The sequence below is a fragment of the Pyramidobacter sp. C12-8 genome (assembly GCF_002007215.1).
In the GTDB taxonomy this organism is placed as follows: Bacteria; Synergistota; Synergistia; order Synergistales; family Dethiosulfovibrionaceae; genus Pyramidobacter.
This window is the reverse complement of the sequence record NZ_MUHX01000003.1, coordinates 28,300-53,633: the sequence shown is the minus strand read 5'-3', so window position 1 is coordinate 53,633 and position 25,334 is coordinate 28,300. Positions and strand designations below refer to the sequence as shown.

Here is a 25,334-nt window from a genome sequence, read left to right as displayed (position 1 = left end):
AATCCGTCCGCTTTTCCCGAGAGGAATCGCGGACGGATTTTTTTGCGGGACCAAGGCTGTCTCCGCGAGAGACGATGAAAGAGGCTCAGCGAGCTGCCAGACGCTTTCCGATTTCATATGCGGCCTGCAGGTCTTTGGGAAACTGTTTTTCATGGACGCGCTTTTTATGGACCGGATCGAAAAGGCTGAGTTCGTACTTCGAGTAGTCGCCGACCTGTAGCGTGTCGCAGCAGGCGTAAGTTTCGAGGCTGCCGTTCAGCCCTTTCAGGGCGACCACGTCCGTCTCGAGCCCGGCTTTCATATTCTGCCGGTAATAGTCCCGCGGCATGTTCATGGTGAAGAAGCAGGCCGAATCGACGCGCCCCGTGAACAGCGATTTCGTCATGTCGTTGTAAGAGAAGAGGATGTAATGCAGCCGCTCTAGGAACGCGTGCGTCTGGGCCGTGACGGTGCCGAGGTAGACGGGCGAGCCGAGGAAGAGGACATCGGCCTGCAGAACTTTCTCCAGCACCGGGGACAGGTCGTCTTTCCAGTAGCATCGGCACGGAACCGCTCCTTTTCTCTTGCAGGCCATGCAGCTGCGGCAGCCTGTGTATTTGAGGTCGTAGAGACGGATCATCTCTGTTTCCGTTCCCGCTTCCTGCGCTCCCCGCAGCGCTTCCAGAAGCAGCGTGTCCGTGTTCCAGCCGCGTCGCGGCCCGCCGTTGATCGCGAGTGCTTTCATCGAAGATCCCCCATGAAAATACAACAGCGCCAATGAGACGCCGCGCTGAAAAATTATACGCTTTTATTTTAGACGAAACATCAAAAAATGAAAGTACGATGATAAAATATATATACTACTTAAAATGATACTATTGTATAACGGCGAGGAGATCTATCCATGAAAACGGGAAATGAGAAAGAAATATGCATGAGCGGCGCAGAAGAAAAAAGCGAATGCGGAATGAAGAAGATCCAGAAGATCTTCGCGGGAAAGTGGAAAATCGTCATTCTCTGGTCGCTGCACGAGCGCACGAAGCGCTTCGGCGAGCTGAACCGGGAGTTCCCGGAGATCACTCAGTCGGCGCTCACCCGCCAGCTGCGCGATCTGGAAGCCGGCGGTTTCGTACGGCGCCGCGTGTACCGCGAGGTGCCGCCGCGGGTAGAATATTCGCTGACGGCGACGGGGAAGAAGTTCGTCCCTCTACTAGAGCGGATCAACGCCTGGAGCTTGGAAAATCTGTAAAAGATTGTGAAGACCTGTGTGCTTACGTTCCTTGGACGTCTGATTTGAGAAATGTCGGTCCGAACGTCATGATCACGAGCAATAACAGCGAGCCTGCCTCGAGATGATCCAAGGCAGGCTCGCTGTTTTATTTGCCGAATTCAATCCGAAAGATCTTGCACCTCGCTCGCATGCTCTCAAGCGTTTTTTCGGCATTCGGCGCAGACGCCGCTGATCGTCAGCGACACGCCCAGGGGCACGTCGCCGTCTTCCAGCGTGAACGCGCCGGCGGCCTCGCGGGCGTCGATCGGCTCGAGATCCCTGACTTTGCCGCATTTGGTGCAGACGAAATGGGCGTGATCGCAGCAGATGCAGTCGTAGCGTTCGGCGTTCTGCAGCGCGGAGATCCGGCGGATCTTGCCGCTTTCCTCGAGCAGCTTGAGATTGCGGTAGACGGTGCCAAGGCTGAGATTGGGCATCTTCGCCTTGAGCTCCGTGTAGATGGCCTCTGCCGAAGGATGCTCGTGAGTGGAGCGCAGATAGTCGTAGATCATGTCTCGCTGCTGCGAATGGCGCGTTTTTTTCTCCTCGGGCATCCGGCCGCTCCCTTTCCCGCTACTTCGTCATCGACTCGACGAACCAGATCTTTTTGCTGAACTCTTTGATGTGGTCTTCCATCATATTCGCGGCGTCAAAAGCGTCTTCCGCGTCGGCTGCCTTGCGGATGTCCGCGGCCTGGTCCCTGAGGAGCTTCATGTCGGCGAGGAGAACGCCGAGCGCGTCGCCGATCGAGACCTCCTTGGACTCGAGCTCCTTGACGCTGGCCAGTTCGAGATACTGCTTCAGGCTCGCCGCGGGGAGTTCGCCGTTCATGCGCAGCAGTTCCGCCGCTTCGTCGAGAATGTCCGCGTAGTCGTCGTAGACGGACTCGAGATACTCGTGGACGGCCTTGAACTGAGAACCGACGACGTTCCAATGCAGATTGTGCATCTTGACGAACGACACGCCGATGTTCGCGATATAACCGTTGACCTTGTTGACGAGATTCTTGTTCATGAAAAATTCCTCCGTTTGACTTTTGAGTTGGAGACGAAAGCGTCTCTTTTTTGAATCTGACCGTATTATAGCGGCGGATTTTTCATTTGTCAATAACAGGAATCATTATCTTTTACGTTTTTTATTCCGCTCAGCGACAGAAAAGCGCAGGGAAGGAGAATCATGATGAAGAACGCTCGCGTCTTCAATATTACAGGATAAACCGGCCCGGCGGGGAAGGCGCTGCGGAGGCGGTTTTACGCCCTGTGGAAACAAGGCCGATAAATGATAAGGCGAGGTGAGCCGCCAAGGTTCGCCTCGCCTCAACATTTCATATGGGATCGGAGCCGCGCTGTTCAGCGGCCGCTTTGCTCCAGTCGACGACGCACTCGTCGGCCAAAGCCCGCAGCGCCGGCCAGTCGGCCGCGCTGGCGGCGTCGTAGACGGCAACGGCGTAAAAGCCGGCGTTCTTCGCCGTCGTCAGCGCGGAAAGCGAATCCTCGAACACGGCCGTTTCCGCCGGGGCGGAACCGAGGCGGCGGGCGGCTTCGAGGTACACGTCGGGACGGTTCTTGCTGGCGCCGACTTCTTCGCAGCTGAGCAGAAAGCGGAATTCGCAGTCGACGCCGAGGCGGCGCAGGCATAATTTCACGAGCGGCACGCTGGTGGCCGAAGCGGTGCAAAGCGCTGCGCCGCGGCGGTTGAGCCGCCGCAGGTACTCCGCCGCGCCGGGCTTGAGCGAAACGTCGCGCTCGTAATGCCGGCGCATGACGCCGTTCATCCCAGCGACGACGCTCTCGGGCGTGTCCGAAAATCCCAGCTCGGCGACGACGGTCCGCGCCGCGTCGTACAGCGTCATCGGCTTGAGGCGGGCGATCAGCGCCTCGAGCGCCGGCCCGGAGGGAGCGCCGCGCCCGGCCAGATACTCGCGCTCCATGCGCTGCCAATAGCCCATGGAGTCGACGAGCGTGCCGTCCATGTCGAAGATGGCGAATCTTTTATTCATCGCGTTTCTCCTTCGCAGCGCCGCGGCCGTTCAAAACCCACTCGGCCAGACGCTCGCCTTCGTAGCGCAGCTTGAGCGAAAAAAACGGCGCGTCCTCGGCGAGCAAGCGCAAAAATATTTTGTCGCCTTCCCAGAGGTTGAGCGACTCGACTTCGTCCTTCGGCACCCATTCGAGCGCGCCTTCGTCGCAGCCGTGCGGGCGCCCCGTAAAGCCGGAGGCGGTGTAAAGGCACATGTACTCCGTGCCCCAGCGGTCGGACACGAACGTGACCAGACCGCGGAAGCGAAATTCCGTCAGCTCGCAGCCCGTTTCTTCGCGCACCTCGCGGCGCAGGCAGTCTTCCGGGCTCTCCCCTTCTTCCAGCTTGCCGCCGACGCCGATCCACTTGTCGCGGTTCTCGTCGTTTTCCTTGACGGTGCGGTGCAGCATCAGCCAGCGGCCGCCGCGTTCCATGTAACAGAGCGTGGTGATCTTCATGAGCCCAACTCCTTGTGCGTGACGGAATGATCTCTTGAATAAAAACCTCAAGAGATTCATAATGGAGCATCGGCGTTCGATGAGGAGGGATGTGCGATGCTTCACGTGGTGAAAACAAAGCGGGTGTATCTTCCGGCGGAGGCGGACGACGGCTTCCGAGCGCTCGTGGACCGGCTGTGGCCGCGCGGTCTTTCCAAAGAAAAGGCCGCCCTCGATCTGTGGAACAAGGAGGTCGCTCCCAGCGCGGCGCTGCGGACGTGGTTCGCCCACGATCCGGCGCGCTTCGCCAAGTTCCGCGCCGACTATCTGGCCGAACTGGCGGGCAGCCCCGCCGCAGCGGCATTCGCGGAACTTTGCCGCGAGCGCCTGAAGGAAGGGGACGTGACGCTGCTGTTCGGCGCCAAAGACGCTGACCGCAACCAGGCGGTCGTGCTCAAAGAATGGCTGCTGTCGGAGCTCGGCGCACGCCGCTGAGCCCCGCCTCGACAGGCCGGGGCGACACACGGGGCGGAGGCTTCGGCACGGCCCTGTTTTTGAAAAAACGATGTTCCACGAGGAACATTTCCATCTCGATACAGTTGCCAGGCTGGTTCAATACGCTGAGTCGAAATCACATATCCCAGCGCAGGGGAAACGAGCCGTTCAAACTGCGCTGATGCCGCCCGAGGCGCCGGTCGGAACCGGCCACACGACCGGAACCGTGCAGCGTGATGTCCGGCATTCCCGGACGGCTGTCGAGACCGCCGGCGCCAAAAGCAGCGGCGCGAGAACGGGCGCCAGCAGAAAGCGCGCCAAACGCGCCCCCGGCGAAGAACTTTTTCCATGGGAAAAGCCCTCCTGTCGGGGCTGATTATAATACGGAAAGCGCGAAAACCACAACGCCGCGCAAAAAAACGGAGCGGAGGACCGCAAAAAAACGGTTCTCCGCTCCGCCACATTTCCAGCGTCGGTATCAGAGCATCTCGATGAACGCGCCGATGCGCGTGGCCAGCTGTTCCTTGTCGTTCTCGGAGAAGTCGGTCTCCACGGCCAGATAGCTTTTGCCGAGGCCGTGCACGAACTCGCGCACGCGGTACGTTTCGACGGCGTACGTGTGGCACGACGTCAGCGTCATGTCGAGCACGCCGTCGACGCGGTAGAGGCCGGCCAGATAGCCGATCGCGTTCAGACGCGCCTCGTTGGGGCTCATGATCGAACAGCCGATGCCGAGGTACTTTTCGGCCAGCGCCTCGAGCGGATCCTTGTCTTCGTCGACGAGGTAGCGAAGTTCTTTCTCGCCGCCGCAGTTCTCGTAGCAGGCCACCAGTCCGCCGGCCGCCTCGACGGCGTCGATCACCTTGGTGGCGCCGCTGATCGGGCAGCCGGTAACCATCACGCGCGGCTTTTTGCCGAGGCCGCGGTCTTCGCCCGCGGCGACGGCGGCGCGCAGGTCGGCGACCTGCCGTTCGAGCCAGGCGACGGCGGCTTCCTTGTCGAAATGGAAGCTCATGTACTCGCCGAATTCCCACATTTCGTGTCCGGTCAGCGGCGGATTCTCCAGCTCGGCCAGCGACCACAGCCCACGCAGGGCCGTGCGCTCGCGGTTGCGCAGGCGGATGGCGGCGCGCAAATCGTCGTCGGCGATCTTGTGGCCGGTGAAACGCTCCATCTCTTCCACGAAGAGCCGGAACTCCTTCTTCATGATCTCCAGGTCTTCGGGACGGTCGCCGCGTTGCGGCAGCTGGATCGTGTAGACCGGCCTGATGTCGTTGAGCAGTTCGAACATCTTCTTCTTGCCGTCGCAGGTCGTCTCGGCGACGACCAGGCCGCAGAAGTGGAAGTACGGGCAGGTGTCGGTCATGGCGTGGCCGTAACTGGCCTTGATCAGCGGGCAGAGGTTGCGCGGCAGGCGCTCCTCGGCGGCGGCGATGGGCTTCTGGCTGCGCGAACACAGCGTCGCCGACACGGCGCCGGCGGCGTGGATGATCTCCCACGGCACGAATGTGCAGTAGGTGCCGACGATGGGCACGCCCTTTTCGCTCAGTTCCTTGATGAGCACCGGACCGTCCTTGGCGTGCTCCCTCATCCCCTCGACAATCTCTTCGATCGTTCTCATTCGATGGCCCCCCAGCCAATCAGCGCGGCGCCGAGCGCGCCGGCGAATTGCGATTTTTCGTGGACCTGCACGGGGCAGTCCAGCTCCTTTTCCAAAAACGTCCGCAGCGACGGGCTGCGCGACAGGCCGCCGGAGAAAAACAGCGGCGGCTTCATCCCCACTTTGGCGAGCATCCCCGCCGACCGCGAGGCGATGCTCTTCAGCAGACCGCGCACGATGTTTTCGCGCGGCACGCCGCGGGCCAGGTTGCCGATCACTTCGCTCTCGGCGAAGACGGTGCACATGCTCGACAGCGGCTCCACCGGCCCGTCGGCCGGAACGGCGCCGAAGCTCTCGACGTCGTAGTCCAGCGCGTGGCTGAGCACCTGAAAAAAGCGCCCCGTTCCCGCGGCGCACTTGTCGTTCATCGCGAAATCCACCACGCCGCCCCGCTCGTCGAGCAGGATCACCTTGCTGTCCTGCCCGCCGATGTCGAGCACCGTGCGCGCCTGCGGGCACAGCTCGTGCGCGCCGCGGGCGTGGCAGGTGATCTCCGTGACCTGCTTCGTGGCGGCCGTCAGCGCGCGGCGGCCGTACCCCGTCGAGATCAGCGCGGCCAGATCCCCTTCGCTCAGTTCGCGCCGCCGCAGCAGCTCCGCGATCATGGCCTCGCCCGCGTCGCGCGGGCTCCAGCCCGTCGGCGCGAGCCCCCACTGCAGCGCCTCGCCGGCGTACAGGACCCCCTTGACGGCGGTGGAGCCGATGTCGATTCCCAGCACGAACTTCATGGTGGCCTCCCGAAATTTACAGTCTGCATAATGATTATAACTGAACAACGATATTTTTCAACGTCACCCATGGACGGAAATCAATTGATACTCTTTCTCAATCAAAAATCCGCACACGAGGGACTGCGAGCGACTGAATTTCCTCGCAACGCCCGGCAAACATCAAGGATCAGCATGATTTTCCCGTCTGACGGGGCCGTTTCGGACAAAAAGTTTTTCCGAAACGGGATGACCGACGAAATTTCGACGCTTTACGCGAACGAACGGAGCCGCAATTTTTTGTTTTAAAATCGCTCCGATATGCTATAATCGAGCCATTCGCCGGAGCCCGCCCGCCGCGTTCCGGCAATTCGCCAAAAACGATCCCAAGGAGGAAAACGTCATCATGAAAAAGTACATCGCTGCGTTCGCGTTCAGCCTGGCCTTCGCGGCCTGCGCCGCCGCCGAGCCTTCCGGAACGGTCATGCTCTACTCCTCGATGCAGGAAGACCAGCTGATCGCCATCAAACAGGGCTTCGAAAAGAAGTATCCCGGCGTCACCATGGAGTATTACTTCGCCGGCACCGGCAAGGTCATGACCAAGATCGCCACCGAAGCTCAGGCCGGCCGCGTCGACGCCGACATCATCTGGGTCGGCGACCCGACCAACTACGTGTCGTTCAAGGCGCAGGGCATCCTGCAGAAGTACAGTTCGCCCGAAGCGGAAAAGATCGACAAGGCGTTCATCGACGCCGAGGGCTATTACACCGGCGCGCGCATGATGAACATGGGCATCGCCTACAACACGCTCAACGTCGAAGCCGCCGACGCGCCCAAGACGTGGAACGACCTCTGCGACCCAAAGTGGAACGACCAGGTCGTGATGACCGACCCCAACACCGCCGGCACCACCAAGTACTGGCGCAACGCGATCATGGCCAACGCCAAGTACGGCGCGCCGTTCATGGAAAAGCTCAAGGCCAACAAGTGCTACTTCGAAAGCGGCACCACCGCCACGCACAATCAGGTCGCGGCCGGCGCCTACAAGCTGGGCGTGTGCCTCGACTACGTCACCGCCAACCTGATCAAGGAAGGCTCGCCGATCGCCTTCGTCTATCCCGAGGACACGGTTTCCATCTTCAGCCCCATCGGACTGGTCAAGGACTGCAAGAACGAAGCCAACGGCAAGCTGCTCTACGATTTCATCCTTTCCAAGGAAGGGCAGGAGATCCTCGTCGCCAACAATCTGCTCTCCGTGCGCAGCGACGTGGAGCAGAGCGCCGACGTGGCCGCCATCGCCGCCAAGGCCATGGACAGCGACATGGCCGAAGTGGTCGCCAAGCAGAAGGAGAACGCCGCGGCGTTCGACAAGATCTTCCGCTAAACGCCGCTCCGTTCCAAACGAAAAAACGATCCATGGGGGCAGCGTCAGTTGCCCCCATTTTTGTACAATCTTTCAACCAGGAGGAGTTTTATGGGCAAAGTCATCTTCAGAAACGTCTCCTTCCGTTACGGCGAGCGCGACATCTTCAAAAATTTCAGCCTCGAAGTGGAAGACGGACAGATCCTCTGCCTCGTCGGCCCCTCGGGCTGCGGCAAGACCACGCTGGCCCGCTGCCTTCTGGGGCTGAACAAGCCGCGGACGGGAGAGATCTACGTGGGGGACGAGTGCCTCTTCAGCGCCGAAAAGCGGATCAACGTTCCCGTGGAACGGCGCAACATCGGCATCGTCTTTCAGGATTACGCCGTGTGGCCGCACATGACCGTGAAGGAAAACGTGCTTTATCCGCTCAGGAAACGCCGCGTCCCCAGAGACGAGGCGGAAAAACGGGCCACGCACGCCCTCTCGCAGGTCAACATGACGGAATACGCCGCCCACCTGCCCAGCCAGCTTTCGGGCGGCCAGCAGCAGCGCGTCGCCATCGCCCGCGCGCTGGTGTGCGACGGCGGCCTGATCGTCATGGACGAGCCGATCACCAACCTCGACGCCAAGCTGCGCGAGCAGATGCTGATCGAGATCCGCGAGATCCAGCGCAATCTGGGCACGACGATCCTTTACATCACCCACGATCAGCAGTCGGCGCTGCAGCTCTGCGACAGGATGGCCGTCATGCAGCAGGACGGCTCGCTGTGCCAGGTCGGCACGGACGAGGACATCATCCTGCGCCCGGCCAACCGTTTCGCGTTCGAGTTCATCGGCGTGTCGAACTTCATTCCCGTCGTCGCGCTGGGCGGCGGCCTGGGACTGGACACCGGCGCGGGCGTCGCGCCGTGGGAAGGGGAGCTTCCCGCGGGGCTCGATCCAAGCCGCGGCGTCGATCTGGGGGTGCGTCCCAACGACGTCGTTTTCGACGCCGCCTCGCCGCTGCGCGCCCGCGTGGAGCGGCGCACGTTCCTCGGCAGCGAGTACGATTACCGCGTCGCGCTGGGCGCGCGCGAACTGCGCGTGCAACAGAGCACGCTCGACGCGGTTCGGCACGGCGTCGCAAAGGCGGGGGACGAAGTGGGGCTGCGTCTGCTCAATCCCCGTTACTACGAAGCGAAAAAGGAGGCGTCGGCATGAGACTCGGCCTGCGCAGAAACAGAGATCTGGCGGCGCTCGACGGCCGCCGCTTCAGCCTCGACGGGGCGATGACGCTGCTCAGCTTCGCGCTGCTGCTGGTGATCGTCGTCATCCCCATCTTCATGATCGTGTACCACGCCTTTTTCTATCAGGGGCGCTTCGACCCTTCGCTGTTCGCAAGCCAGCTGCTCGACCCGAAGACGCTCGGTTCGATGTGGAATACGGTCAAGATCGCCTTCTGGGTGACGCTGTTCGGCACGGTCATGGGCGTGTTCTACGCCTGGCTGCTGGGGCGCAGCGACATTCCCGCCAAGGGGCTGATGCGCGCGCTGTTCAGCATCCCCTACATGTTCCCGCCGTTTTTGGGGGCCATGGCCTGGGACTTGCTGCTCAACGGCCGTTCGGGCTACCTGAACCGCTGGCTGGTGCGCGCGTTCGGCCTCGCCGGCGCGCCGTTCAACATCAACTCGGTGTGGGGCATCGTCTTCGTGGAAATTTCCTATTATTTCCCGTTCGTCTTCATGCAGGTGGTCAGCGCGCTCGAGCGCATGGATCCGACGCTGGAGGAATGCGCCCGCATCGCCGGCGCGCGGCAGATGACCGTGATCCGCAAGATCACGCTGCCGCTGGTGCTGCCGGCCATCTCCGCCGGAGCGCTGCTGATCCTGATCTCGTCGCTGGCGCATTTCGGCGTGCCGTCGATCCTCGGCTTCTCGCAGGGGATATTCACGCTGCCGACGCAGATCTTCGACACGATCCAGCGCGCCGAAGGCAGTTTCGAAGGCATCCGCCAGGGCGCGGCGCTGTCGATCCTGCTGGTGGTCGTCGTGTCCGCCGCCCTGATCGTGCAGAAAAAGGTGCTCAGCGCCGGCAGTTACGACATCATCAAGGGCAAGTCGATGCGCCCGACGCTGATCAAGCTGCGCGGCTCCAGGATCCCGCTGCTGATCCTCGCCGTCGCGACGCTGGTCATGATCGTCGTCGTGCCGCTGGTGATGATCTTCCTGGTCGGCCTGGTCAAGGCCTACGGCCTGCCGCTAATTCCCAAGAACTTCACGCTCAACAACTACGTTAAAGTTTTTTCGGCCTCGGGAACCTTCGCCTCGATCAAGAACTCGCTGTTCGCCTCGTCCACGGCCGGCGTCGTCTGCATGTTCCTGGGCACGCTGATCGCCTACGTGGTGCAGAAGATCCGCCCGCGCGGGCGCGGCGTCCTCGAGGTGCTTTCGGTGCTGCCGTATTCGATCCCCGGCACGGTGCTGGCCGTCGGCGTCATCCTCGCCTGGTCGGGCAGCCTCGGCGGCATCAGCTTGTACAACACGATCTGGATCATCCTCGTCGCCTATCTGGCGCGCTATCTGTCCTTCTCGATGAAGAGTTCCTCGGCGGCGCTGCTGCAGGTCCATCCCTCGCTCGAGGAAGCGGCGCGCGCGTGCGGCGCCTCGCACACCGAGAGCCTCAAGGACGTGACGCTGCCGCTGATCCGCCCCGCCATGGTGGCCGGGTTCTTCCTGATCTTTTTGCCCGCCATGCGCGAAGTCACCACCTCGGTGCTGCTCTACGGCCCTTACACGCGCACGCTGGGCGTGCAGATCTATTCGCTGCGCGACGCCGGCATGATGCCGCAGGCGGCCGCGCTCGGCTCGGTGGCGATCCTGCTGATCATCGTCTGCAACGCCGTCGTCACCTATCTTACCCGCGACCGGAAGGGGGTCTAGGCCTATGGATCAGGTCGTACTGCGCGGCGTCACCAAACGCTTCGCCACCAAAACGCTCGGCGACATCGTCGCCGTGGACGATTTCACCTTCAGCGTCCGCGAGGGCGAGTGCTTCTCGTTCCTCGGGCCGTCCGGCTGCGGCAAATCGACGACGCTGCGCATGATCGCCGGTTTCGAAGACCTCAGCGAGGGCGAGATCGAACTCTGCGGCCGCCCCGTCTCGGTGAAGAGCAAGAACCTCTACGTGCCGCCCGAAGAGCGCGGCCTCGGCATGGTCTTCCAGGCCTTCGCCGTCTGGCCGCACATGAACGTCTTCGAGAACGTTGCCTTCCCGCTGCGCATCCAGAAGATGAACCGGACGGACGTCGACCGCAAAGTCGCCGACGCCTTGGCGCACACCAGCCTGACCGGTCTGGAGAACTCCTATCCGTCCGACCTCTCCGGCGGCCAGCAGCAGCGCATCGCCCTGGCCCGCGCCATCGTCACCCGCCCCAAAGTGATGCTGCTCGACGAGCCGCTGTCGAACCTCGACCCCAAACTGCGTGAGTCCATGCGTTTCGAGATCAAGGAGCTGCAGCGCAAGTTCAACTTCACGATCATCTTCGTCACCCACGACCAGTCGGAAGCCATGGCCATCTCCGACCGCATGATGGTCTGCGACATGGGCAGGATCATGCAGATCGACACGCCCGAAAACCTCTACACCAATCCCGTCAACCGCTTCGTGCACAGCTTCCTCGGCGAGAGCACCTTCCTCAACGTCGTCGTCAAAGACGGCCAGGCTTACGCCGAAGGCGACCTCGACCATCCGCTCGGCCTCCCCGTCCCCGCGGACGCCGCCGGACGCATGGTCGTTGCCACGCGCCCCAACGCCATCGAGCTGAGCGGCGGCAACGACGGCTATCAGACCCACGTGGAAAAGCGCATCTTCCTCACCGACCGCACCGAGTACCTGATCCCCGTCGGCAATCAAACGCTGAAAGTGCAGACGCCGCACCGCGTCTCCTTCAGCCAGGGCGAAAAGTGCGCCGTCCGCCTCGCCGCCCCCGTCTGGTACCCCGCCGACGACGAAGCGGCCGAAAAGGAACGTTTGAGACGGCAGCTGGTATAGCATCAAAAGCTGCATGAAATCGCGTGTCGCATGTTTTTTGCGGCACGACTGGCGCGACTGCGCGAGGTACGATACCTTCAATGATGTTCCAAATTGAAAACCAGTGTCAATATTTTGGTCAAGAGACAGTATCTCAACAGTATGAGACTGATTCTTGATAGAAAGTATCACCAGAGTTTGCTGGGCGCTGCGAAGGAGTTCAGTTGCTCAGAACTCTCTCGACCGTTGCTCTGAAGTGCTTTCAAAAAGAGGCCGTCTCAAAAGTCAAAGGTGTCGGCCCATAAGGAAGTAATTAAATTGTCGCAGGACGGTATGGCTGAAAAGTCATGCCGTCCTGCCTTTTCTTTGCAGTTCCACAGTCTGATCGTCACCCGGCAGGTTGACTTCTCCGATAAAGTTCCAGACCAGTTCAATCTTCTGCCTGCGGTGGCCGCTGGACTTATCCGGCGCATGGACGATAATCTTTTTTACAAACTCATTGACGATGGTGGGCGTAAGGTCTCGGATGCCTACATACTTCCGCACAATGGCTGCAAAGCTAGCGAAATCGGCTTGATCTTGTTCAAAGGTTTCTACCGCTTGCCGCCATGTCTTGACCTGTTCTGTTAGTTCTTTTTGCTCTGCTTCATAGTCGGCAGAGAGTTTCAAGAACCGTTCATGGCTGACCGTACCGCTGATGCTGATGTCGTCCTCATAGATGCGCTTGAAAATCCGGTCAAGTTCGGCAATGCGCTTTTCCGCTTGGGCGATTTCACGCCTGCGCTTCTTGGCCTCCTTCTCCGCTTCTTGGAAACGCTGCTTTCTCGCCGCTTCCTCAAATGCCATGGCATCGTCAAAGAACAGCGCCGTCACATCGAAAATCCGCTGCAACACGAACAGCTTCAACGTTTCTTCCCGGATAAAGTGCATGACTCTTATACCGGGAACACCGATAGCAGTCTTGCTGCGGTGTCATGTTTTTGCCTGTGGCAAAATGCAGTTTGCTTCCACAGTCGGCGCAGTACAGCAGCCTAGAAAACAGCCCTTGCCGTTCGGCTTGCTTGGCCGGACGGCGCTTGTTCCCCCGCAACTCCTGTACCCGTGCAAAGACTTGTTCTTCGATAATGGCGGGCTGGGTATTGGGGAAAATCCGCTGGTTCTCTGGGGCATTGTGCAGTCGCTTTTTCAGCTTGTGGGACTTGGAATAGGTCTTGAAGTTCACCGTGCAGCCGGTGTACTCTGGCCGCTCCAATATCCCAGCAACAGACTTCGGGCTCCACTTGTAAGGCTTCTCCGGCAGCGGCTTTCCGTCCCGCTGGGCGTAGTGGGCCTTGACGGTCAGGACGTGTTGGGCGGTCAACAACTTGGCAATCTGCATGGGGCCTTTCCCCGCAATGCACAGGACGAAGATCCGCTTCACGATCTCGGCGGCTTCCTCGTCCACAATCCATTTCTTTTTATCGATCGGGTCTTTCTGATACCCATAGGGCGGATTGGTGCAGAGGTGTTCCCCGGCGTTTCCTTTGGCTCGCATAACAGCCCGAATCTTCTTGCTGGTATCGCGGGCGTAGAAGTCGTTGAACAGGTTACGGAAAGGGGTGAAATCATTGTCCCCTTTGTCGCTGTCCACGCCGTCATTGATAGCGATATACCGAATATCACGCTCAGCAAAGAAGCTCTCGGTATAGTAGCCCACTTTTAGATAGTCGCGACCCATGCGGGACATATCCTTGACAATGACGGTTTTAACCTTTCCTGCTTCGACCAGCCGGATCATCTCATTCCATCTCGGACGGTCAAACGTCACCCCGGAAACGCCGTCGTCGATGAAAAACGTGGGATTTGGGAAACCGTTGTCGGTTGCGTACTTCAAAAGGATTTTCTTTTGATTGGCTATGCTATTGCTCTCGCCGTCCAGCGCGTCCTCTTGGGACAGACGGGCGTATAAAGAGGTATCATTATGTCGTCAATCGATTGAGTCATACTTGGTATTGTATTGGAGAAACCGCAAAGCGCCTATGACATTCAAAAGGATGTGGAGTACCACCATTTTTCTCGCTGGACGAAAATAAGCGTGCCTTCTATTTATCGAAAAGTACTCCAGTTGAGCGAGAAGGGGTATCTCCAAAGCGATATTGTCAAGGGCGATAAGTTTGCGGATAAGGCCATTTATTCTATTACTGATCAGGGCAGAGCGTATTTCAAGGAGCTGATGGCCTCTTGCGCCGCTAGCACGGTACCCCTGTTATTCGATTTCAATGTGGTCATTACCAATCTGAATAAGATGGACAAGGCCGAAGCGTTGGAGCTGGTTTCGGTGTTGCGCCAGAGCATACAGTCCTCGGCTGAATCGAACGAGGGCTATGCGCGGGAATTTACAGACATTCCCTTGGTTGGGAGAACGATTTTTGAGCAGCAGCAGCTTCTCTATCGCACTCTTTTGGAATGGCTGGATCACTTTGAAGGGCAGTTCTTAGAAGAATGAGTACAGGCCCCCAAAGCAGTTTGACCATCCTGTTCGAGGCTCCGTTTTGGATCGGTCTATACGAAAGAACGGATAACGGTAAGTACGAGGTATGCAAAATCACTTTTGGCTCAGAACCCAAAGATTATGAGGTCTATGAGTTTCTGTTGAAGAATTGGCACAAGCTGAAATTCAGTCCTCCAATCCAGACCGAGATAGCCATAGAGCGAAAAATCAATCCCAAACGTATGCAGCGCGAAATTCAAAGCCAACTGCAGGATAAAGGCATTGGAACAAAGGCGCAGCAGGCGTTGAAATTCCAGCATGAGCAATGTAAGCTGGAACGGAAAACCAAGAGCCGTGAGCAGAAAGAGGCGGAGAAAGACCGCCAGTTTGCCATACGGCAGGAAAAGAAGAAAGCCAAGCACAGAGGAAGATAACATGAAAATAGAATGGATTTTATGTCCCTTTTGCGACAGCAAAACGCGATTGAAAATCCGCGATGATACAGTGCTAGAAAACTTCCCACTGTATTGCCCGAAATGCAAACATGAAACCTTGATAGCGGTAAGACAACTGAATCTATCCATCATCCAAGAGCCAGACGCTAAGACGCAGAGCCGATAACTTGCAAGAGTATTTCTTCTTGTAGTTATCGGCTTTTTCTGTTCCTTAATACATGATACAATTTGCCCCGCCCGACGGGGGAAGAAAAAAACCGTTGTTGGGCAGGTTGATTTTGTGCGCTCTATTTCATATCCCAGCGGTGGTTTTGAGAAATCAAGACTGCCGCTTTTGCTTTGTTTACTCTATGCAGAATCGACGGCTTACGGAGGAAACCACCATGCTGATACAGTCTGTTTTCCAACCCCATAGCTTCTCAAAAAAAGCCTGTTCTCAGCGTGGGAGCGGTTTGGGTTAAAAGATGTACTATACGATGTAAGTTACCGACATATTACATTTACTTTTACGGATCTGTTATTGCGGTCTTTCGGTGCGGGCCGAAACTGCCGTATCAACATAGACACAAGGGGTGGTGGCACCAACTCTAACTTTTCACTCTCCCGCAGATCGGGGGTGAGAAGATGAAATATATCCCTAATGATTATGGAAAACGCTGCCGGTTTGACGCTTTCTGCAAAACTGTCCTCCGCAACGAGGCCAGAAACCACCTGCGGGATTTGGCTTGCCAGCGGAACCGGGAAACCGAGTTCAGCGCCTTGTCCCAACATGAAATGGACAAGCTCTGCACGGTGGACAAATACCCAAGTGACAGCATCCTGTTCACGGCATACGGCTACGCTCTGCATATCCGGGACGAGCTGGTGGCTGATGCCTTTGCAAGCCTGCCGGAACAGGAGCAAAGAATTTTGATCCTGTATTGTGTGTTGGAGCTGGCAGACGGTGAGATCGGCGGTCTTGTGGGAATGTCCCGCAGCGCCGTCCAGCGGCATAGAACAAAGACACTGAACGAACTGCGAAGAAATTTGAAATCCAAAGGAGTGAAGAACTAATATGAAACAACCAACTTTTAACGGCAGAGTGCTTTTGCCCATGGACGTGATCGAAGCGGCCCGCGCCGGTAGCCCGTTGGCATTGGAGCGTATTTTGCTGTATTACGACCGCTATATCAACAAGATTTGCACGCGAACACTCTATGACAAAGACGGTTTGCCGTATGTCGGCATCGACGAGTATATGAAGCACCGCTTACAGGCGAAATTGGCGCAAGCCATTGTAGTCAAGAAATAGCAAAGTCAAAGGAAGCCGTCAAGGGTCGAGATGAACACTCCGCGCCCTTGAAGGCTTCCTCCGTCTTTGCTGTATGGTAACCAAGCGGGTGTAAGCAGAAATCCGCTTGCGCCCGCTGCTATTATGACGTTTGTGCCTACGCATTTAGCAGGTAAAATAGCCCGATACTACTAGGTTTTTCGGCTTATTTGGACTGCTGAAAGCATCATACCACTCTTCTCCCTGTAAATGCAGTTTGAAACGCGTAGAAACTTGCTGTGCGTTACTGGTAGCTAAATTTTTAATTAGTCATTGCGATTGAAAATAGTTGCGCTAACAAATGAGCATCTTTATTCGAGTTTTTAACTTCAAGATGCTCAAGGACAGATTTCTCTGTCTCTGGGCTCCAATATATTTTCAATTTATTCTTTGCGCGGGTGATTGCCGTATAAAAGATATTATGGGTGATGCGTTCTTCTACTTCATTTGTGATAACGATTTTTACAGAGTCGTACTCTAAACCTTGAGCCTTGTGAATAGATACAGCATACGCTACTTGAAATGGTACAACTGTAGAGTTATTATTGTCATCGTCTTCGTCAGTACTTCGAAACTTATTAACGCTGAATGAGATAATAGAATTTCCAGATTCAGACTCTCCAATGAGTTCAAAGTCGTAGTCCCACGCATCTATCTCGTTTATTGATTCCTCAAGCTCAATATCAAACCAGATTTGTTGTTTTTCTGGATGAATCCCAGCAATTCTACCTTTTGTGTTGTTATGAATCAATGGGGAAAAAATATTTGATTCATTAAACAGGACGGGATCGCCAATCTTATATGTGTTGATTCCCCATACAATTCCTTCGTTGGGATTGCTGTTCTGTAAAAAGCGGTTAATATTATTAATTCCATAGAGTCCATCGTAATTTAAACAGAGAATAATTTCATCATCATTGCTATGTTCAAAAATGGATTCATCAAGTCTAGCGACGTAGCCGTTTTTCACTAATGGTTCTAAAATCGCATCATCAAGTTTGCGTACGCGATCCCACACGGTTAGCAAATCTTGATTAGTGGTTCTGTAGGGATACGTTAATTCAAACACAGAAGTTGCAGGTACAAACTTTCGCGCAATGCTAAACCAATTTCCAAAGTAAATTGATTCTATCTGATACACATCACCTACTAAGACTAGGAGCTTGAAGTTGGCCTTTTCAAGTACTTGTCTCATGTCGTTGTTGCTTACGGTGCTACACTCATCGATAAATAGTATATCACACTCGGTATTGAGATTTCTCTTTGATAAAAACTTGGCAATGGTATTATATTCGCTGTTACCCGCAGTTACTTTTCTCCTCATATTATCCACAGCGGGATGAGTGTTCGCCAAAAAGAGCTTATCCTTTTCTCCCCAAAAATTAGCTATATGATTAATTAGGGTAGATTTGCCTGTCCCAGCAGAACCATAAACTAATGCAACATGTGATTTTTCAAACATTTGGCGAAGTGCATGTTTTTTGCCATCGTCATCAATACTGTATGACTCTCGAGAGAGCCATGAGTCAATAGATGCCATATATTGAGTAACACCAGAAGAAGAGAGTTGTTGCAGTTTTTTAATTATTTCAGCACTATCCTCAGCATATTCTTTAATATAAATATGGCCTTTGTATTCTTCTAGTCTACGTCCGGTATGCTTATAGTAAAGGGCTGCATTATATTGCCTAATCAAATCATCGATGTTCTCAAACCTTTCAATCTCGGTTTTAGGAGTGAATAGTTTTCCTTCTATTTCTGTATTATTCTTAATATATCGAGCAAATAGTTCGTGCTCATGGCCAGAAACGGGAATTGAGTTAAATAGATCATATATTCTCGGGTTATGCTGACGAAGAGAAGTGCAATAAGGCATACGATCAAAAGGCATACAACCATAATTTAGATAAAGATTTGATAAGCCTCCGCACTGCTTATTCCAGTACTGCCATTTGATAACACGATTATTCATTTTATATAACAAATAACGCAATACGTTTGAGCCAGCTTTGCCGTTCACAATCACTTCTCGACACTGATCTAGAAGTTCATATATTTTGATCGACTTAGCTTGTGAAGTGATATGACTTTTTATAAAATTGTAATAATCTTGGTCGCTACTTACAAGCTCTGTCAGAGGCATTTTAACAGTTGAGAGAAATCTCATCAGCTCTCTATATTCAATAGAGTTGGTGCTATGTTCCACGCGTGGCCCAAAGATTTCAGAAAGGTTATCCCATTCACACGGGCGAATAGATACTTCATACTCATCTATTATTAGGATAGACATATCCTTGTCCAGAATATGAATTGTATCATTATGAATTGAAAACTTTATAGCATAGTTGTCCATGATTTCGTGACTAGTAAAAGCAATTACTCGATCAAACTTACTGGTATTAGCCGTTGCTGCAGTAAATGTAACCTCATAGTATATTCTTTGATTTATAAAGAAAGGTTTAATTTTCTGAACATAATAGCGATCGTTGTATGTTACAGCATAACTAAATCTGCTTGGTGTCTCAATTCTCTCTGCGATTTTCGTGTAATAATCGGATAGTTCGGTATCAGTGTCCAAAGGAAAATCTTCTATATTCTCTAGCACGTCAAGATTGTATGCCTGTTTAAGATAGAGTTTTGTTTTAAGTAGATGTTCATAATATTTGAGCATAAGCCGCTCGGAGCCATCTTTGTCTACAGTGTAGTGCGACACAGACTTCTGGAGTAGCTCATGAAATCTATATAAAAAACGCAAATTTCCATGACGTTGCATATCTTTTAGGGCGGCAACATTGAGATTATAATCATTAGGATTAACATCAGCGCCATTAGAAAATGCCTTGATAGCTACATATTCTACAAAATTGCGAATATGACCCAGTATGTTTTGACTCAAAAGACCCCGCTCGGTTGCGCCAAAACGTGCAATGTTGTCACAAATCACGCCACTTGTGTCCAAAATAGCTTTGTCAATTCTTAGCAATATTACCATCTCCTTTTTGCAGAAAATCAAAGTTATAGTCACTATTATTTTACACCTTTATACTCGAGTCGTAAATCCGCCAAATTTCGAGTGGTTGTGTTTTAAAATAAATTCTTTGAGCAGACTAAAAAGAAAAGGAACCGGTGTGCCATTTCATTGCGAAATAACACGCCGGTTCTTTTAGCAACCCTGTTTGTCAGCCGTTAAGTTAGTATGATTTTGATACTTCCTTATTGGTGTTCACCAAATCGAGATAGCCTCTTTTTTTTCGCGCCTTCGCCGCGGGAAATGCATCGGGAAAACAAAACTTCGCCATATTTCCTGTTGACAAATTCTCGTTCGCGATGTATTGTGATTTTAGTCACAAAATATGTGAATTTTATCACATTAATAAGGGGGAAAATGTCATGTGGGAAAAGAACATCAACATCAACGAAGTGAAGACGATCATCTCGCGGACGACGTGCTATCTGGGCGTCGGCGCGATCGCCAGGGTGGACGACATCTGCAAGGCGCTGGCCGACAAGGGCGTCAAGAACGTGCTCGTGGTCACCGGGCACGGTTCCTACAAGGCCACCGGCGCGTGGGACCACGTGGTCAAGGCGTTTGCCGCGCACAAGATCAACTACGTCCTCTACGACAAGGTCACGCCCAATCCGACCGTGGACGGCATCGACGAAGCGGTCGCGCTCGGCAGGGGCATCGGCGCCACGGCGGTATTCGGTATCGGCGGCGGCAGCCCCATCGACACGGCCAAGAGCGCAGCCATCCTGCTGGAATACGCCGACAAAAACGCCCGCGACCTGTACGAATACCGCTTCACGCCCGACAAAGCCAAGCCGATCGTGGCCGTCAACCTGACCCACGGCACGGGCACCGAGGTGGACCGTTTCGCCGTGGCCTCGATCCTCGAAAAGGACTTCAAGCCCGCCATTGCCTACGACTGCATCTATCCCACTTACGCCATCGACGATCCGGCGCTGATGACGGGGCTGGGAGCCAACCAGACGCGCTACGTCTCCATCGATGCCGTCAATCACGTCGTCGAAGCCGCGACCACAAAGCTGTTCGCCTCGCCCTACACGATCCTGCTGGCGGAGGAGACGGTGCGTCTCGTGGATACGTACCTGCCCCGCGCCGTCGCCAACCCGAACGACCTCGAAGCCCGCTACTTCCTGCTTTACGCCTCGATGATCGCGGGCGTCTCGTTCGACAACGGCATGCTGCACCTCACCCACGGGCTGGAGCACCCGCTCTCGGCCATCAAGCCTGCGCTCACTCACGGCCTGGGACTGGCGATGATCCTGCCCTCCGTCGTCGAGGCCTGCTGGCCGGCCGCCGCGGAGACGCTGATCGACGTGCTGCGCCCGATGCTGCCCGGCAGCATCACCGCCGACCCGGCCAACGCCGCCGCGGCCGCCGACGCCGTGGAGCAGTGGATCTTCAAGATGGGCGTCACGGAGAAGCTGGCCGACATGGGCTACACCGAAGCCGACGTGGACAAGCTCGTGCGCCTCACGCGCGAGACGCCGTCGCTGGGCGGCCTGCTCGACCTCGCCCCTGTCGCCGCCACAAGCGAAGTGGTCGCCAAAATCTACCGCGACTCGCTCAAACCGCGCCGTTAGGCCAAAAACGATCGAACGCAAAAGGACAGCCTTTTCCTCTTATTCGAGGAAGCGGCTGTCCGTTTGTCTTGCGGCTCGTTTTCGTTACAGGCAGACCTGCACGCAGGGAACGATGCGACATTTTCATCAAAAGCGGCGTTCAAATTTTTTCGCCCGATATTCCATGCAGAGCAAAGAAATTCCGAAGCAGGCGTCAAAAAACTAAAGATCCGGCACGAGCGATCTGAGCAGGCGGCCTTCCCAGAAGCGGGCGTTCTGTTCGTTGACGGCGTATTTCTCCGAGGTGAGCTGACGCTCCGGCACGGCGTTGGCGTGCTGGACGTGCATCAGCCCCAGCACCAGCGGGCAGATCAGGTCGCTGGTGAAGATGCGGCCGGAATTCGCGCGCAGCTGCGCCGTCGTCGCCGCGTAACGGCGGCGATATTCAGGCGAAAGCCACAGCACCACGGGGATCTCGGCCATGACGGGTTTGAAGGCGTCGAAGTTGTGACCGACGCCGGTCACGTCCTCGCCGTGGTCGGAAAAATAGACCATGCTGCTGACGGCAAACTTCGATTGGGCGAGGATTTCAGTGATTTGCCGCAGCAGGTCGTCCGTATAGGTGAGGCTGCGGTCGTACGCGTCGATGCGCTCGCGCAGCTCGCGCGAAAGGAGTTTGCTGCCCTTGACGCGGGGCAGCCACGGCCAGTTTTCGGGCGCGCTGTTGCGGTAGCTCCAGTGGCTGCCGCGCAGGTGCAGGAAGATCGCGTGGCTCTCGCCGTCTTTGGCGCGCTGCAGCGCCCGGCGCAGCAGCGGCAGAAGCTCTTCGTCCTGATGGCCGTTTTTGCGGTCGAGCAGCGGCAGGTCTTCGATGAACTCCTGTTCTCCGGCGTCGCGCGACAGCGCGCTGACTAGATTGTTGTACGCGCCGATCTTCTCCTGGTTGCTGAACCAGTGCGTCCTGACGCCGGCGCCGGCAAGGATCTCAAGCAGCGAAAAGGCTTTCATGATGCCGGTGAACATGAAAGAGCTGTCGCGATGGTCGAAATGCAGCAGCACGCGCGGGTCGTAATTGCTGAACTGGCTCAGCGCCAGCGTCACGGCCGATTCGGTGTGAACCATGCAGGAATAGGCGCGCTCCAGCACGATCAGCGCTTCCTGGACCGCCGCGTCGCTGGAACAGAGCCAGGGCGTGGTGGGGCGCCGGTAGCCCCAGCGCTGCATGTGCCTGGGGCTGGCCGACTCGCCGACGACGACCACGCAGACTTCGCCGCGTCCCGTTCTGGAGATCTTCAGGTCCTCGATGCGGCGCTGCGGGTCGGAACGGGCTTTTTCCAAACTGTCGAGCGCCGTTTGATACTGACGATAGCCTTTTTGAAAGTCAAAAAAAAGATTGCTGTAACTGGTCGCCTTCGCGCGGCAGGACAGGGCCAACGCCACGCAAAAGCAGAGCGTCGCGGCGGCGCACCACAAGCTTTTCACGGGACGACAGCGCCGGATCAGCGAGCGCAGCACCGCCGCCAGCAGCACGAACAGCCCCAGACTGGCCGCCGTCGGCAGCAAACCGAATTGATCCAACAGAAAAGATCTCGCTTCGACAAGATTTGTGCCGAGAACGGTCATCAGCGTGTTGGAACCCAGCCGCCGCCCATAGCGTACGATATAGACGAAATAGACGATGTACTGCGCGACGCCAGCCGCCAGCAGCGCCGTCAGCAGCGCTCCGAACAGGCGCTTCGCGCCCGCGAATCGCTGCGAAAGCATACACGCCAGCAGCGTCCAGCAGGCCGGAAAAAGGCACAGGCAGGCATATTCGTACAGCCCGCTGGGCGCGTGGCAGAGAAAGGCCGGCGCAAACTCGAAAAACAGAAAGAACGCGTAGATCTTCGCGCCGGCGCCGCCGCGCCAGTACAAGATCGCCGACCACAGCGCCCAACTGCCGGCAAACTCGATAAACAGCTGCGTCGTCCGCAGACGTTCCGACATCACGAAGGTCAGGAAATTCGCCGAAATCCAGGAGCGGTACAGAGGCCAGGCCAGAAACAGCGTCATCAGCGCCGCCAGCAGCGCGCCCTGAAAGAGCGAGGCCACCGCGCGGTGGCGGCGAAAATATCCAAGCAAAGAATCTCACCTCTTTTGTCGTTCCCCAAATCGGCTGAATTTTTGACGATACCGGAAACTCACGACTTCATAAGTATAAGCGAAAGAATCGTAGAATTCCAGAAAGACGCCCCGCAAAAAAAACGGCGGGTTCCCCGTGCGCAGAACCAGGGGAAACTCGCTGCTTTCGGGGACCTCTCTTTATCGCTTGTGCGGCGGGAACAGCAGCCCCAGCAGACAGCCGCCGACCGAGACTCCCATGCCCGTCAACAGCGGATCGCCGGGCAGTTCGAAAAAATGCCCCGCCGCCACCGCTGCAGGAGCGAAAACGATCGCCGCGAGGATGAACCCGGAACGGATGCGTCCCTTGAGCGCCAGCGCGCAGGTCATCGGCGCGAAGACCACGGCGCCGCGCAGCGCCATGGAGAGAAAACCGAAATCGTTCAGCGTCTTATTGGGAATGACGATCGACAGCACCGCCGCCACGATCAGCACAACGGCGATCGTCAAACGCGTGGCCAGCAGTTCCCCCGCGGGCGTGCACAAACGCGGCCAGAAGCGTTTGTAAATGTCCTTGACGAGGATCGTCGCCATCCCCAGCGACAGCCCGGCGCCGCCGCCGATCACCGTGATCAGCAGCGTTCCGAGCACCACGCCGGCCAGAATCGGCGGCAGATGATCCATCGCAAAGGCCGGCATCACGTGCAGCGTGCTGGCCAGCACCGGCAGGTCGGGCACGGCCTGCCCGACGGCGGCCAGCGCCGCCGCTTCGGCCGCCGTCAGATAATGGGCGCGCATGGACAACCCCATCAGCACGCCGGCGATACCCAGCGGCGGGATCAAAAAGGCGCTCAGCAACACGCCCTTGCGGGCGTCCGAGTCGGTGCGGCCGCTCCATACCGCCTGAGCGTACGTCTGCGTGGAGAGCACCCCGAGCAGCAGCGACACACAGGAACCGAGGTCCTTCATCGTTCCGCGCGCCGTCAAATTCATGAAACGACGGGAAATATCAGCCGCGCCCGTCAAATTCGGCACGTTGTTCGCCGCCTGCTGCACCAAACCCAGCGGCGTCCCCCCCAGAAGCCGCTCCAGCGACGCCGTCAAGCCGCCGAGCCCGCCTTCGAAACGAAGGATCAGCACCATCCCCCCCATCAGCGAGAGATAGAGCAGCGTCACCTTGACCACCCCGCCCATGCCGGCTCCCCAAGCGCCGCCGAAAATCACGTAACAGCACATAACCAGCACCGCCAGCATCGCCGCCGTTGTCACCGACATGGACGGGAACATCAGCGTGAACAGACCGATGCAGCCCATCACCTGCGACAGCACGGTGATGAAGATCCCCGTCGCGCTCAGCACGGAACCGACGCTCTCCACCGTGCCGCCGTATTCACCCGAGATAATCTGCAGTTCCGTGACGCAGCCGCTGTTCCGCAGCGCCTTCGCGTATCCCAGCGCCATCAGCAGGCAGCCGAGGCCGGAACCGAGCGTGAACCACCAGGCCGCCAGGCCGTAATGGAAGGCCAGCTGCACAGAACCCAGCGTCGACTGGCTGCTGACCAGGCTGCCCATCAGCGCGCCGCAGACCAGCCCCGGACCTGCCTTGCCGCCTCCGGTGAGAAAGTCTTTGGCGTTCCTCACCCTTCTTCCCGAGTACAGCCCCACGCCGATGATCAGCGCCAGAACCAAAACGATCCCGGCGACCGTCAGACCCGTCATGAAAACCCGCTCCTTTTCTTCGCTGAATATGACACGGGAATTTTATTATACCGCCGTATTCGTTCTCGTAAAACCCAGTTGAAGCGCGTAAAAAAACGACCCATTCCTTTACGGGAATGAGCCGCTTTTTTGTATTCGCAGATTTTAATAATTGTTCGCCTTGATCTGGAAATACGCCTGCGGATGAGCGCAGACGGGACACACCTGCGGCGCTTTCTTGCCGACGACGATGTGACCGCAGTTGGCGCACTGCCAGACCATGTCGCCGTCGCGGGAGAAGACCAGACCGTTCTCGACGTTGGCAAGAAGCTTGCGGTAACGCTCTTCGTGTTCCTTCTCGATGGCGCCGACCATCTCGAAAAGCTTGGCGATGCGGGTGAAGCCCTCTTCGTGGGCGGTTTTAGCGAAACCGGCGTACATGTCGGTCCATTCGTAGTTCTCGCCGGCCGCGGCGTCCTCGAGATTCACCGCCGTAGTGGGGACGTCGCCCTCGTGAAGCAGCTTGAACCAGATCTTGGCGTGCTCTTTCTCGTTGCCCGCGGTCTCTTCGAAGATCCTGGCGATCTGCTCGTAGCCTTCTTTTTTGGCTTTGCTGGCGTAATAGGTGTACTTGTTGCGCGCCTGCGATTCGCCGGCGAAGGCGGCCTGAAGATTCTTTTCGGTCTGAGTGCCCTTGATGTTTTCCATGGTAAAAGTCCCCCTTCAAATTCAACGTGCGGATTTTCCGCGAAAATCTCTGCCTGTTCCCCCCGGAAC

At 56.6% G+C, this 25,334-nt stretch carries 25 protein-coding genes; 12 read left to right on the top strand and 13 right to left on the bottom strand.

What is annotated here, in order from left to right; translation table 11 throughout:
- Positions 1 to 85 precede the first annotated feature (85 nt).
- Positions 86 to 724 (bottom strand): flavodoxin family protein, encoded by a 639-nt coding sequence (locus tag B0D78_RS01590; RefSeq protein ID WP_078015238.1) that lies wholly within the window; start codon positions 722 to 724, stop codon positions 86 to 88.
- 159 nt (positions 725 to 883) lie between these two features.
- Here B0D78_RS01590 and B0D78_RS01585 point away from each other — a divergent pair, with 159 nt between their 5' ends.
- Entirely contained in the window at positions 884 to 1,228 is a 345-nt protein-coding gene (locus B0D78_RS01585) for a winged helix-turn-helix transcriptional regulator (RefSeq protein ID WP_240496086.1), read from the top strand.
- Between the two features lie 176 nt (positions 1,229 to 1,404).
- On the opposite strand, the gene B0D78_RS01580 is transcribed toward B0D78_RS01585, so the two are convergent.
- The 4 genes from B0D78_RS01580 to B0D78_RS01565 all read right to left on the bottom strand — a co-directional run bounded on the left by B0D78_RS01580 (position 1,405) and on the right by B0D78_RS01565 (position 3,726).
- Complete coding sequence (locus B0D78_RS01580; RefSeq protein WP_078015237.1) at positions 1,405 to 1,803, bottom strand: Fur family transcriptional regulator; 399 nt, start codon at positions 1,801 to 1,803, stop codon at positions 1,405 to 1,407.
- A 19-nt stretch (positions 1,804 to 1,822) separates the two neighbouring features.
- The gene (locus tag B0D78_RS01575; protein ID WP_078015236.1) at positions 1,823 to 2,263 is read right to left on the bottom strand and encodes a Dps family protein; all 441 of its coding nucleotides are present in this window, start codon (positions 2,261 to 2,263) and stop codon (positions 1,823 to 1,825) included.
- Positions 2,264 to 2,573: 310 nt separating this feature from the next.
- Complete coding sequence (locus tag B0D78_RS01570) at positions 2,574 to 3,248, bottom strand: HAD family hydrolase (protein ID WP_078015235.1); 675 nt, start codon at positions 3,246 to 3,248, stop codon at positions 2,574 to 2,576.
- Positions 3,241 to 3,726: an NUDIX hydrolase gene (locus tag B0D78_RS01565; RefSeq protein ID WP_078015234.1), complete on the bottom strand. Its 486-nt coding sequence runs from the start codon at positions 3,724 to 3,726 to the stop codon at positions 3,241 to 3,243. The genes B0D78_RS01570 and B0D78_RS01565 overlap by 8 nt, the downstream gene beginning before the upstream one ends.
- Before the next feature lie 96 nt (positions 3,727 to 3,822).
- Here B0D78_RS01565 and B0D78_RS01560 point away from each other — a divergent pair, with 96 nt between their 5' ends.
- Positions 3,823 to 4,200 (top strand): DUF488 domain-containing protein, encoded by a 378-nt coding sequence (locus B0D78_RS01560; RefSeq protein WP_078015233.1) that lies wholly within the window; start codon positions 3,823 to 3,825, stop codon positions 4,198 to 4,200.
- 478 nt (positions 4,201 to 4,678) lie between these two features.
- On the opposite strand, the gene B0D78_RS01550 is transcribed toward B0D78_RS01560, so the two are convergent.
- Positions 4,679 to 5,821: a double-cubane-cluster-containing anaerobic reductase gene (locus tag B0D78_RS01550; RefSeq protein WP_078015231.1), complete on the bottom strand. Its 1,143-nt coding sequence runs from the start codon at positions 5,819 to 5,821 to the stop codon at positions 4,679 to 4,681.
- Entirely contained in the window at positions 5,818 to 6,588 is a 771-nt protein-coding gene (locus B0D78_RS01545) for an acyl-CoA dehydratase activase (RefSeq protein ID WP_078015230.1), read from the bottom strand. The genes B0D78_RS01550 and B0D78_RS01545 overlap by 4 nt, the downstream gene beginning before the upstream one ends.
- Positions 6,589 to 6,973: 385 nt before the next feature.
- On the opposite strand from B0D78_RS01545, the gene B0D78_RS01540 reads away from it, so the two are divergent.
- The 4 genes from B0D78_RS01540 (at position 6,974) to B0D78_RS01525 (ending at position 11,959) form a co-directional block, all read left to right on the top strand.
- Positions 6,974 to 7,951: an ABC transporter substrate-binding protein gene (locus B0D78_RS01540; protein WP_078015229.1), complete on the top strand. Its 978-nt coding sequence runs from the start codon at positions 6,974 to 6,976 to the stop codon at positions 7,949 to 7,951.
- Between the two features lie 90 nt (positions 7,952 to 8,041).
- Positions 8,042 to 9,130, top strand: a complete 1,089-nt coding sequence (locus B0D78_RS01535; RefSeq protein WP_078015228.1) for an ABC transporter ATP-binding protein — start codon at positions 8,042 to 8,044, stop codon at positions 9,128 to 9,130.
- A complete protein-coding gene (locus tag B0D78_RS01530; protein ID WP_078015227.1) occupies positions 9,127 to 10,848 on the top strand; it encodes an ABC transporter permease in 1,722 nt (573 codons plus the stop codon). Before B0D78_RS01535 ends, B0D78_RS01530 begins: the two co-directional genes overlap by 4 nt.
- 4 nt (positions 10,849 to 10,852) lie before the next feature.
- Entirely contained in the window at positions 10,853 to 11,959 is a 1,107-nt protein-coding gene (locus B0D78_RS01525) for an ABC transporter ATP-binding protein (protein ID WP_078015226.1), read from the top strand.
- Between the two features lie 324 nt (positions 11,960 to 12,283).
- Here B0D78_RS01525 and B0D78_RS13180 read toward each other — a convergent pair whose 3' ends face one another.
- Together B0D78_RS13180 and B0D78_RS13175 are read right to left on the bottom strand one after the other, a co-directional pair.
- The gene (locus tag B0D78_RS13180) at positions 12,284 to 12,844 is read right to left on the bottom strand and encodes a DUF4368 domain-containing protein (RefSeq protein WP_205948241.1); all 561 of its coding nucleotides are present in this window, start codon (positions 12,842 to 12,844) and stop codon (positions 12,284 to 12,286) included.
- Entirely contained in the window at positions 12,792 to 13,874 is a 1,083-nt protein-coding gene (locus B0D78_RS13175; RefSeq protein WP_256385745.1) for a recombinase family protein, read from the bottom strand. Before B0D78_RS13175 ends, B0D78_RS13180 begins: the two co-directional genes overlap by 53 nt.
- A gap of 45 nt (positions 13,875 to 13,919) precedes the next feature.
- Between B0D78_RS13175 and B0D78_RS01515 the strand changes: the two genes are divergently transcribed.
- From B0D78_RS01515 to B0D78_RS01495, 5 genes are all read left to right on the top strand, one after another.
- Positions 13,920 to 14,423, top strand: coding sequence for a PadR family transcriptional regulator (locus tag B0D78_RS01515; RefSeq protein ID WP_317540233.1), 504 nt, complete (start codon positions 13,920 to 13,922; stop codon positions 14,421 to 14,423).
- Positions 14,420 to 14,842, top strand: a complete 423-nt coding sequence (locus tag B0D78_RS01510) for a YjdF family protein (RefSeq protein WP_078015225.1) — start codon at positions 14,420 to 14,422, stop codon at positions 14,840 to 14,842. Before B0D78_RS01515 ends, B0D78_RS01510 begins: the two co-directional genes overlap by 4 nt.
- Positions 14,727 to 15,029: a cysteine-rich KTR domain-containing protein gene (locus B0D78_RS13550; protein WP_446737326.1), complete on the top strand. Its 303-nt coding sequence runs from the start codon at positions 14,727 to 14,729 to the stop codon at positions 15,027 to 15,029. The genes B0D78_RS01510 and B0D78_RS13550 overlap by 116 nt, the downstream gene beginning before the upstream one ends.
- Positions 15,030 to 15,487: 458 nt before the next feature.
- Positions 15,488 to 15,916 (top strand): RNA polymerase sigma factor, encoded by a 429-nt coding sequence (locus B0D78_RS01500; RefSeq protein ID WP_078015223.1) that lies wholly within the window; start codon positions 15,488 to 15,490, stop codon positions 15,914 to 15,916.
- Between the two features lie 40 nt (positions 15,917 to 15,956).
- Positions 15,957 to 16,154, top strand: a complete 198-nt coding sequence (locus B0D78_RS01495; RefSeq protein WP_205948238.1) for a helix-turn-helix domain-containing protein — start codon at positions 15,957 to 15,959, stop codon at positions 16,152 to 16,154.
- 280 nt (positions 16,155 to 16,434) lie between these two features.
- On the opposite strand, the gene B0D78_RS01490 is transcribed toward B0D78_RS01495, so the two are convergent.
- On the bottom strand, positions 16,435 to 19,155 hold the full coding sequence (locus B0D78_RS01490) for an ATP-dependent DNA helicase (RefSeq protein ID WP_078015311.1): 2,721 nt from the start codon (positions 19,153 to 19,155) through the stop codon (positions 16,435 to 16,437).
- 407 nt (positions 19,156 to 19,562) lie between these two features.
- Between B0D78_RS01490 and B0D78_RS01485 the strand changes: the two genes are divergently transcribed.
- Positions 19,563 to 20,780 (top strand): iron-containing alcohol dehydrogenase, encoded by a 1,218-nt coding sequence (locus tag B0D78_RS01485; RefSeq protein ID WP_078015221.1) that lies wholly within the window; start codon positions 19,563 to 19,565, stop codon positions 20,778 to 20,780.
- A gap of 201 nt (positions 20,781 to 20,981) precedes the next feature.
- Here B0D78_RS01485 and B0D78_RS01480 read toward each other — a convergent pair whose 3' ends face one another.
- From B0D78_RS01480 to rbr, 3 genes are all read right to left on the bottom strand, one after another.
- Entirely contained in the window at positions 20,982 to 22,880 is a 1,899-nt protein-coding gene (locus tag B0D78_RS01480; RefSeq protein WP_078015220.1) for a phosphoethanolamine transferase, read from the bottom strand.
- A gap of 180 nt (positions 22,881 to 23,060) precedes the next feature.
- Positions 23,061 to 24,578, bottom strand: a complete 1,518-nt coding sequence (locus B0D78_RS01475; RefSeq protein ID WP_078015219.1) for a sodium:solute symporter family protein — start codon at positions 24,576 to 24,578, stop codon at positions 23,061 to 23,063.
- Positions 24,579 to 24,722: 144 nt separating this feature from the next.
- Positions 24,723 to 25,265: a rubrerythrin gene (gene rbr, locus B0D78_RS01470; RefSeq protein WP_078015218.1), complete on the bottom strand. Its 543-nt coding sequence runs from the start codon at positions 25,263 to 25,265 to the stop codon at positions 24,723 to 24,725.
- Positions 25,266 to 25,334: the final 69 nt, after the last annotated feature.

Bases quoted from the DNA above. Each gene is read 5' to 3' on its own strand.
- B0D78_RS01590 (WP_078015238.1), bottom strand. From the start codon at position 724: ATGAAAGCACTCGCGATCAACGGCGGGCCGCGACGCGGCTGGAACACG.
- B0D78_RS01585 (WP_240496086.1), top strand. From the start codon at position 884: ATGAAAACGGGAAATGAGAAAGAAATATGCATGAGCGGCGCAGAAGAA.
- B0D78_RS01580 (WP_078015237.1), bottom strand. From the start codon at position 1,803: ATGCCCGAGGAGAAAAAAACGCGCCATTCGCAGCAGCGAGACATGATC.
- B0D78_RS01575 (WP_078015236.1), bottom strand. From the start codon at position 2,263: ATGAACAAGAATCTCGTCAACAAGGTCAACGGTTATATCGCGAACATC.
- B0D78_RS01570 (WP_078015235.1), bottom strand. From the start codon at position 3,248: ATGAATAAAAGATTCGCCATCTTCGACATGGACGGCACGCTCGTCGAC.
- B0D78_RS01565 (WP_078015234.1), bottom strand. From the start codon at position 3,726: ATGAAGATCACCACGCTCTGTTACATGGAACGCGGCGGCCGCTGGCTG.
- B0D78_RS01560 (WP_078015233.1), top strand. From the start codon at position 3,823: ATGCTTCACGTGGTGAAAACAAAGCGGGTGTATCTTCCGGCGGAGGCG.
- B0D78_RS01550 (WP_078015231.1), bottom strand. From the start codon at position 5,821: ATGAGAACGATCGAAGAGATTGTCGAGGGGATGAGGGAGCACGCCAAG.
- B0D78_RS01545 (WP_078015230.1), bottom strand. From the start codon at position 6,588: ATGAAGTTCGTGCTGGGAATCGACATCGGCTCCACCGCCGTCAAGGGG.
- B0D78_RS01540 (WP_078015229.1), top strand. From the start codon at position 6,974: ATGAAAAAGTACATCGCTGCGTTCGCGTTCAGCCTGGCCTTCGCGGCC.
- B0D78_RS01535 (WP_078015228.1), top strand. From the start codon at position 8,042: ATGGGCAAAGTCATCTTCAGAAACGTCTCCTTCCGTTACGGCGAGCGC.
- B0D78_RS01530 (WP_078015227.1), top strand. From the start codon at position 9,127: ATGAGACTCGGCCTGCGCAGAAACAGAGATCTGGCGGCGCTCGACGGC.
- B0D78_RS01525 (WP_078015226.1), top strand. From the start codon at position 10,853: ATGGATCAGGTCGTACTGCGCGGCGTCACCAAACGCTTCGCCACCAAA.
- B0D78_RS01510 (WP_078015225.1), top strand. From the start codon at position 14,420: ATGAGTACAGGCCCCCAAAGCAGTTTGACCATCCTGTTCGAGGCTCCG.
- B0D78_RS13550 (WP_446737326.1), top strand. From the start codon at position 14,727: ATGAGCAATGTAAGCTGGAACGGAAAACCAAGAGCCGTGAGCAGAAAG.
- B0D78_RS01500 (WP_078015223.1), top strand. From the start codon at position 15,488: ATGAAATATATCCCTAATGATTATGGAAAACGCTGCCGGTTTGACGCT.
- B0D78_RS01495 (WP_205948238.1), top strand. From the start codon at position 15,957: ATGGACGTGATCGAAGCGGCCCGCGCCGGTAGCCCGTTGGCATTGGAG.
- B0D78_RS01485 (WP_078015221.1), top strand. From the start codon at position 19,563: ATGTGGGAAAAGAACATCAACATCAACGAAGTGAAGACGATCATCTCG.
- B0D78_RS01475 (WP_078015219.1), bottom strand. From the start codon at position 24,578: ATGACGGGTCTGACGGTCGCCGGGATCGTTTTGGTTCTGGCGCTGATC.
- rbr (WP_078015218.1), bottom strand. From the start codon at position 25,265: ATGGAAAACATCAAGGGCACTCAGACCGAAAAGAATCTTCAGGCCGCC.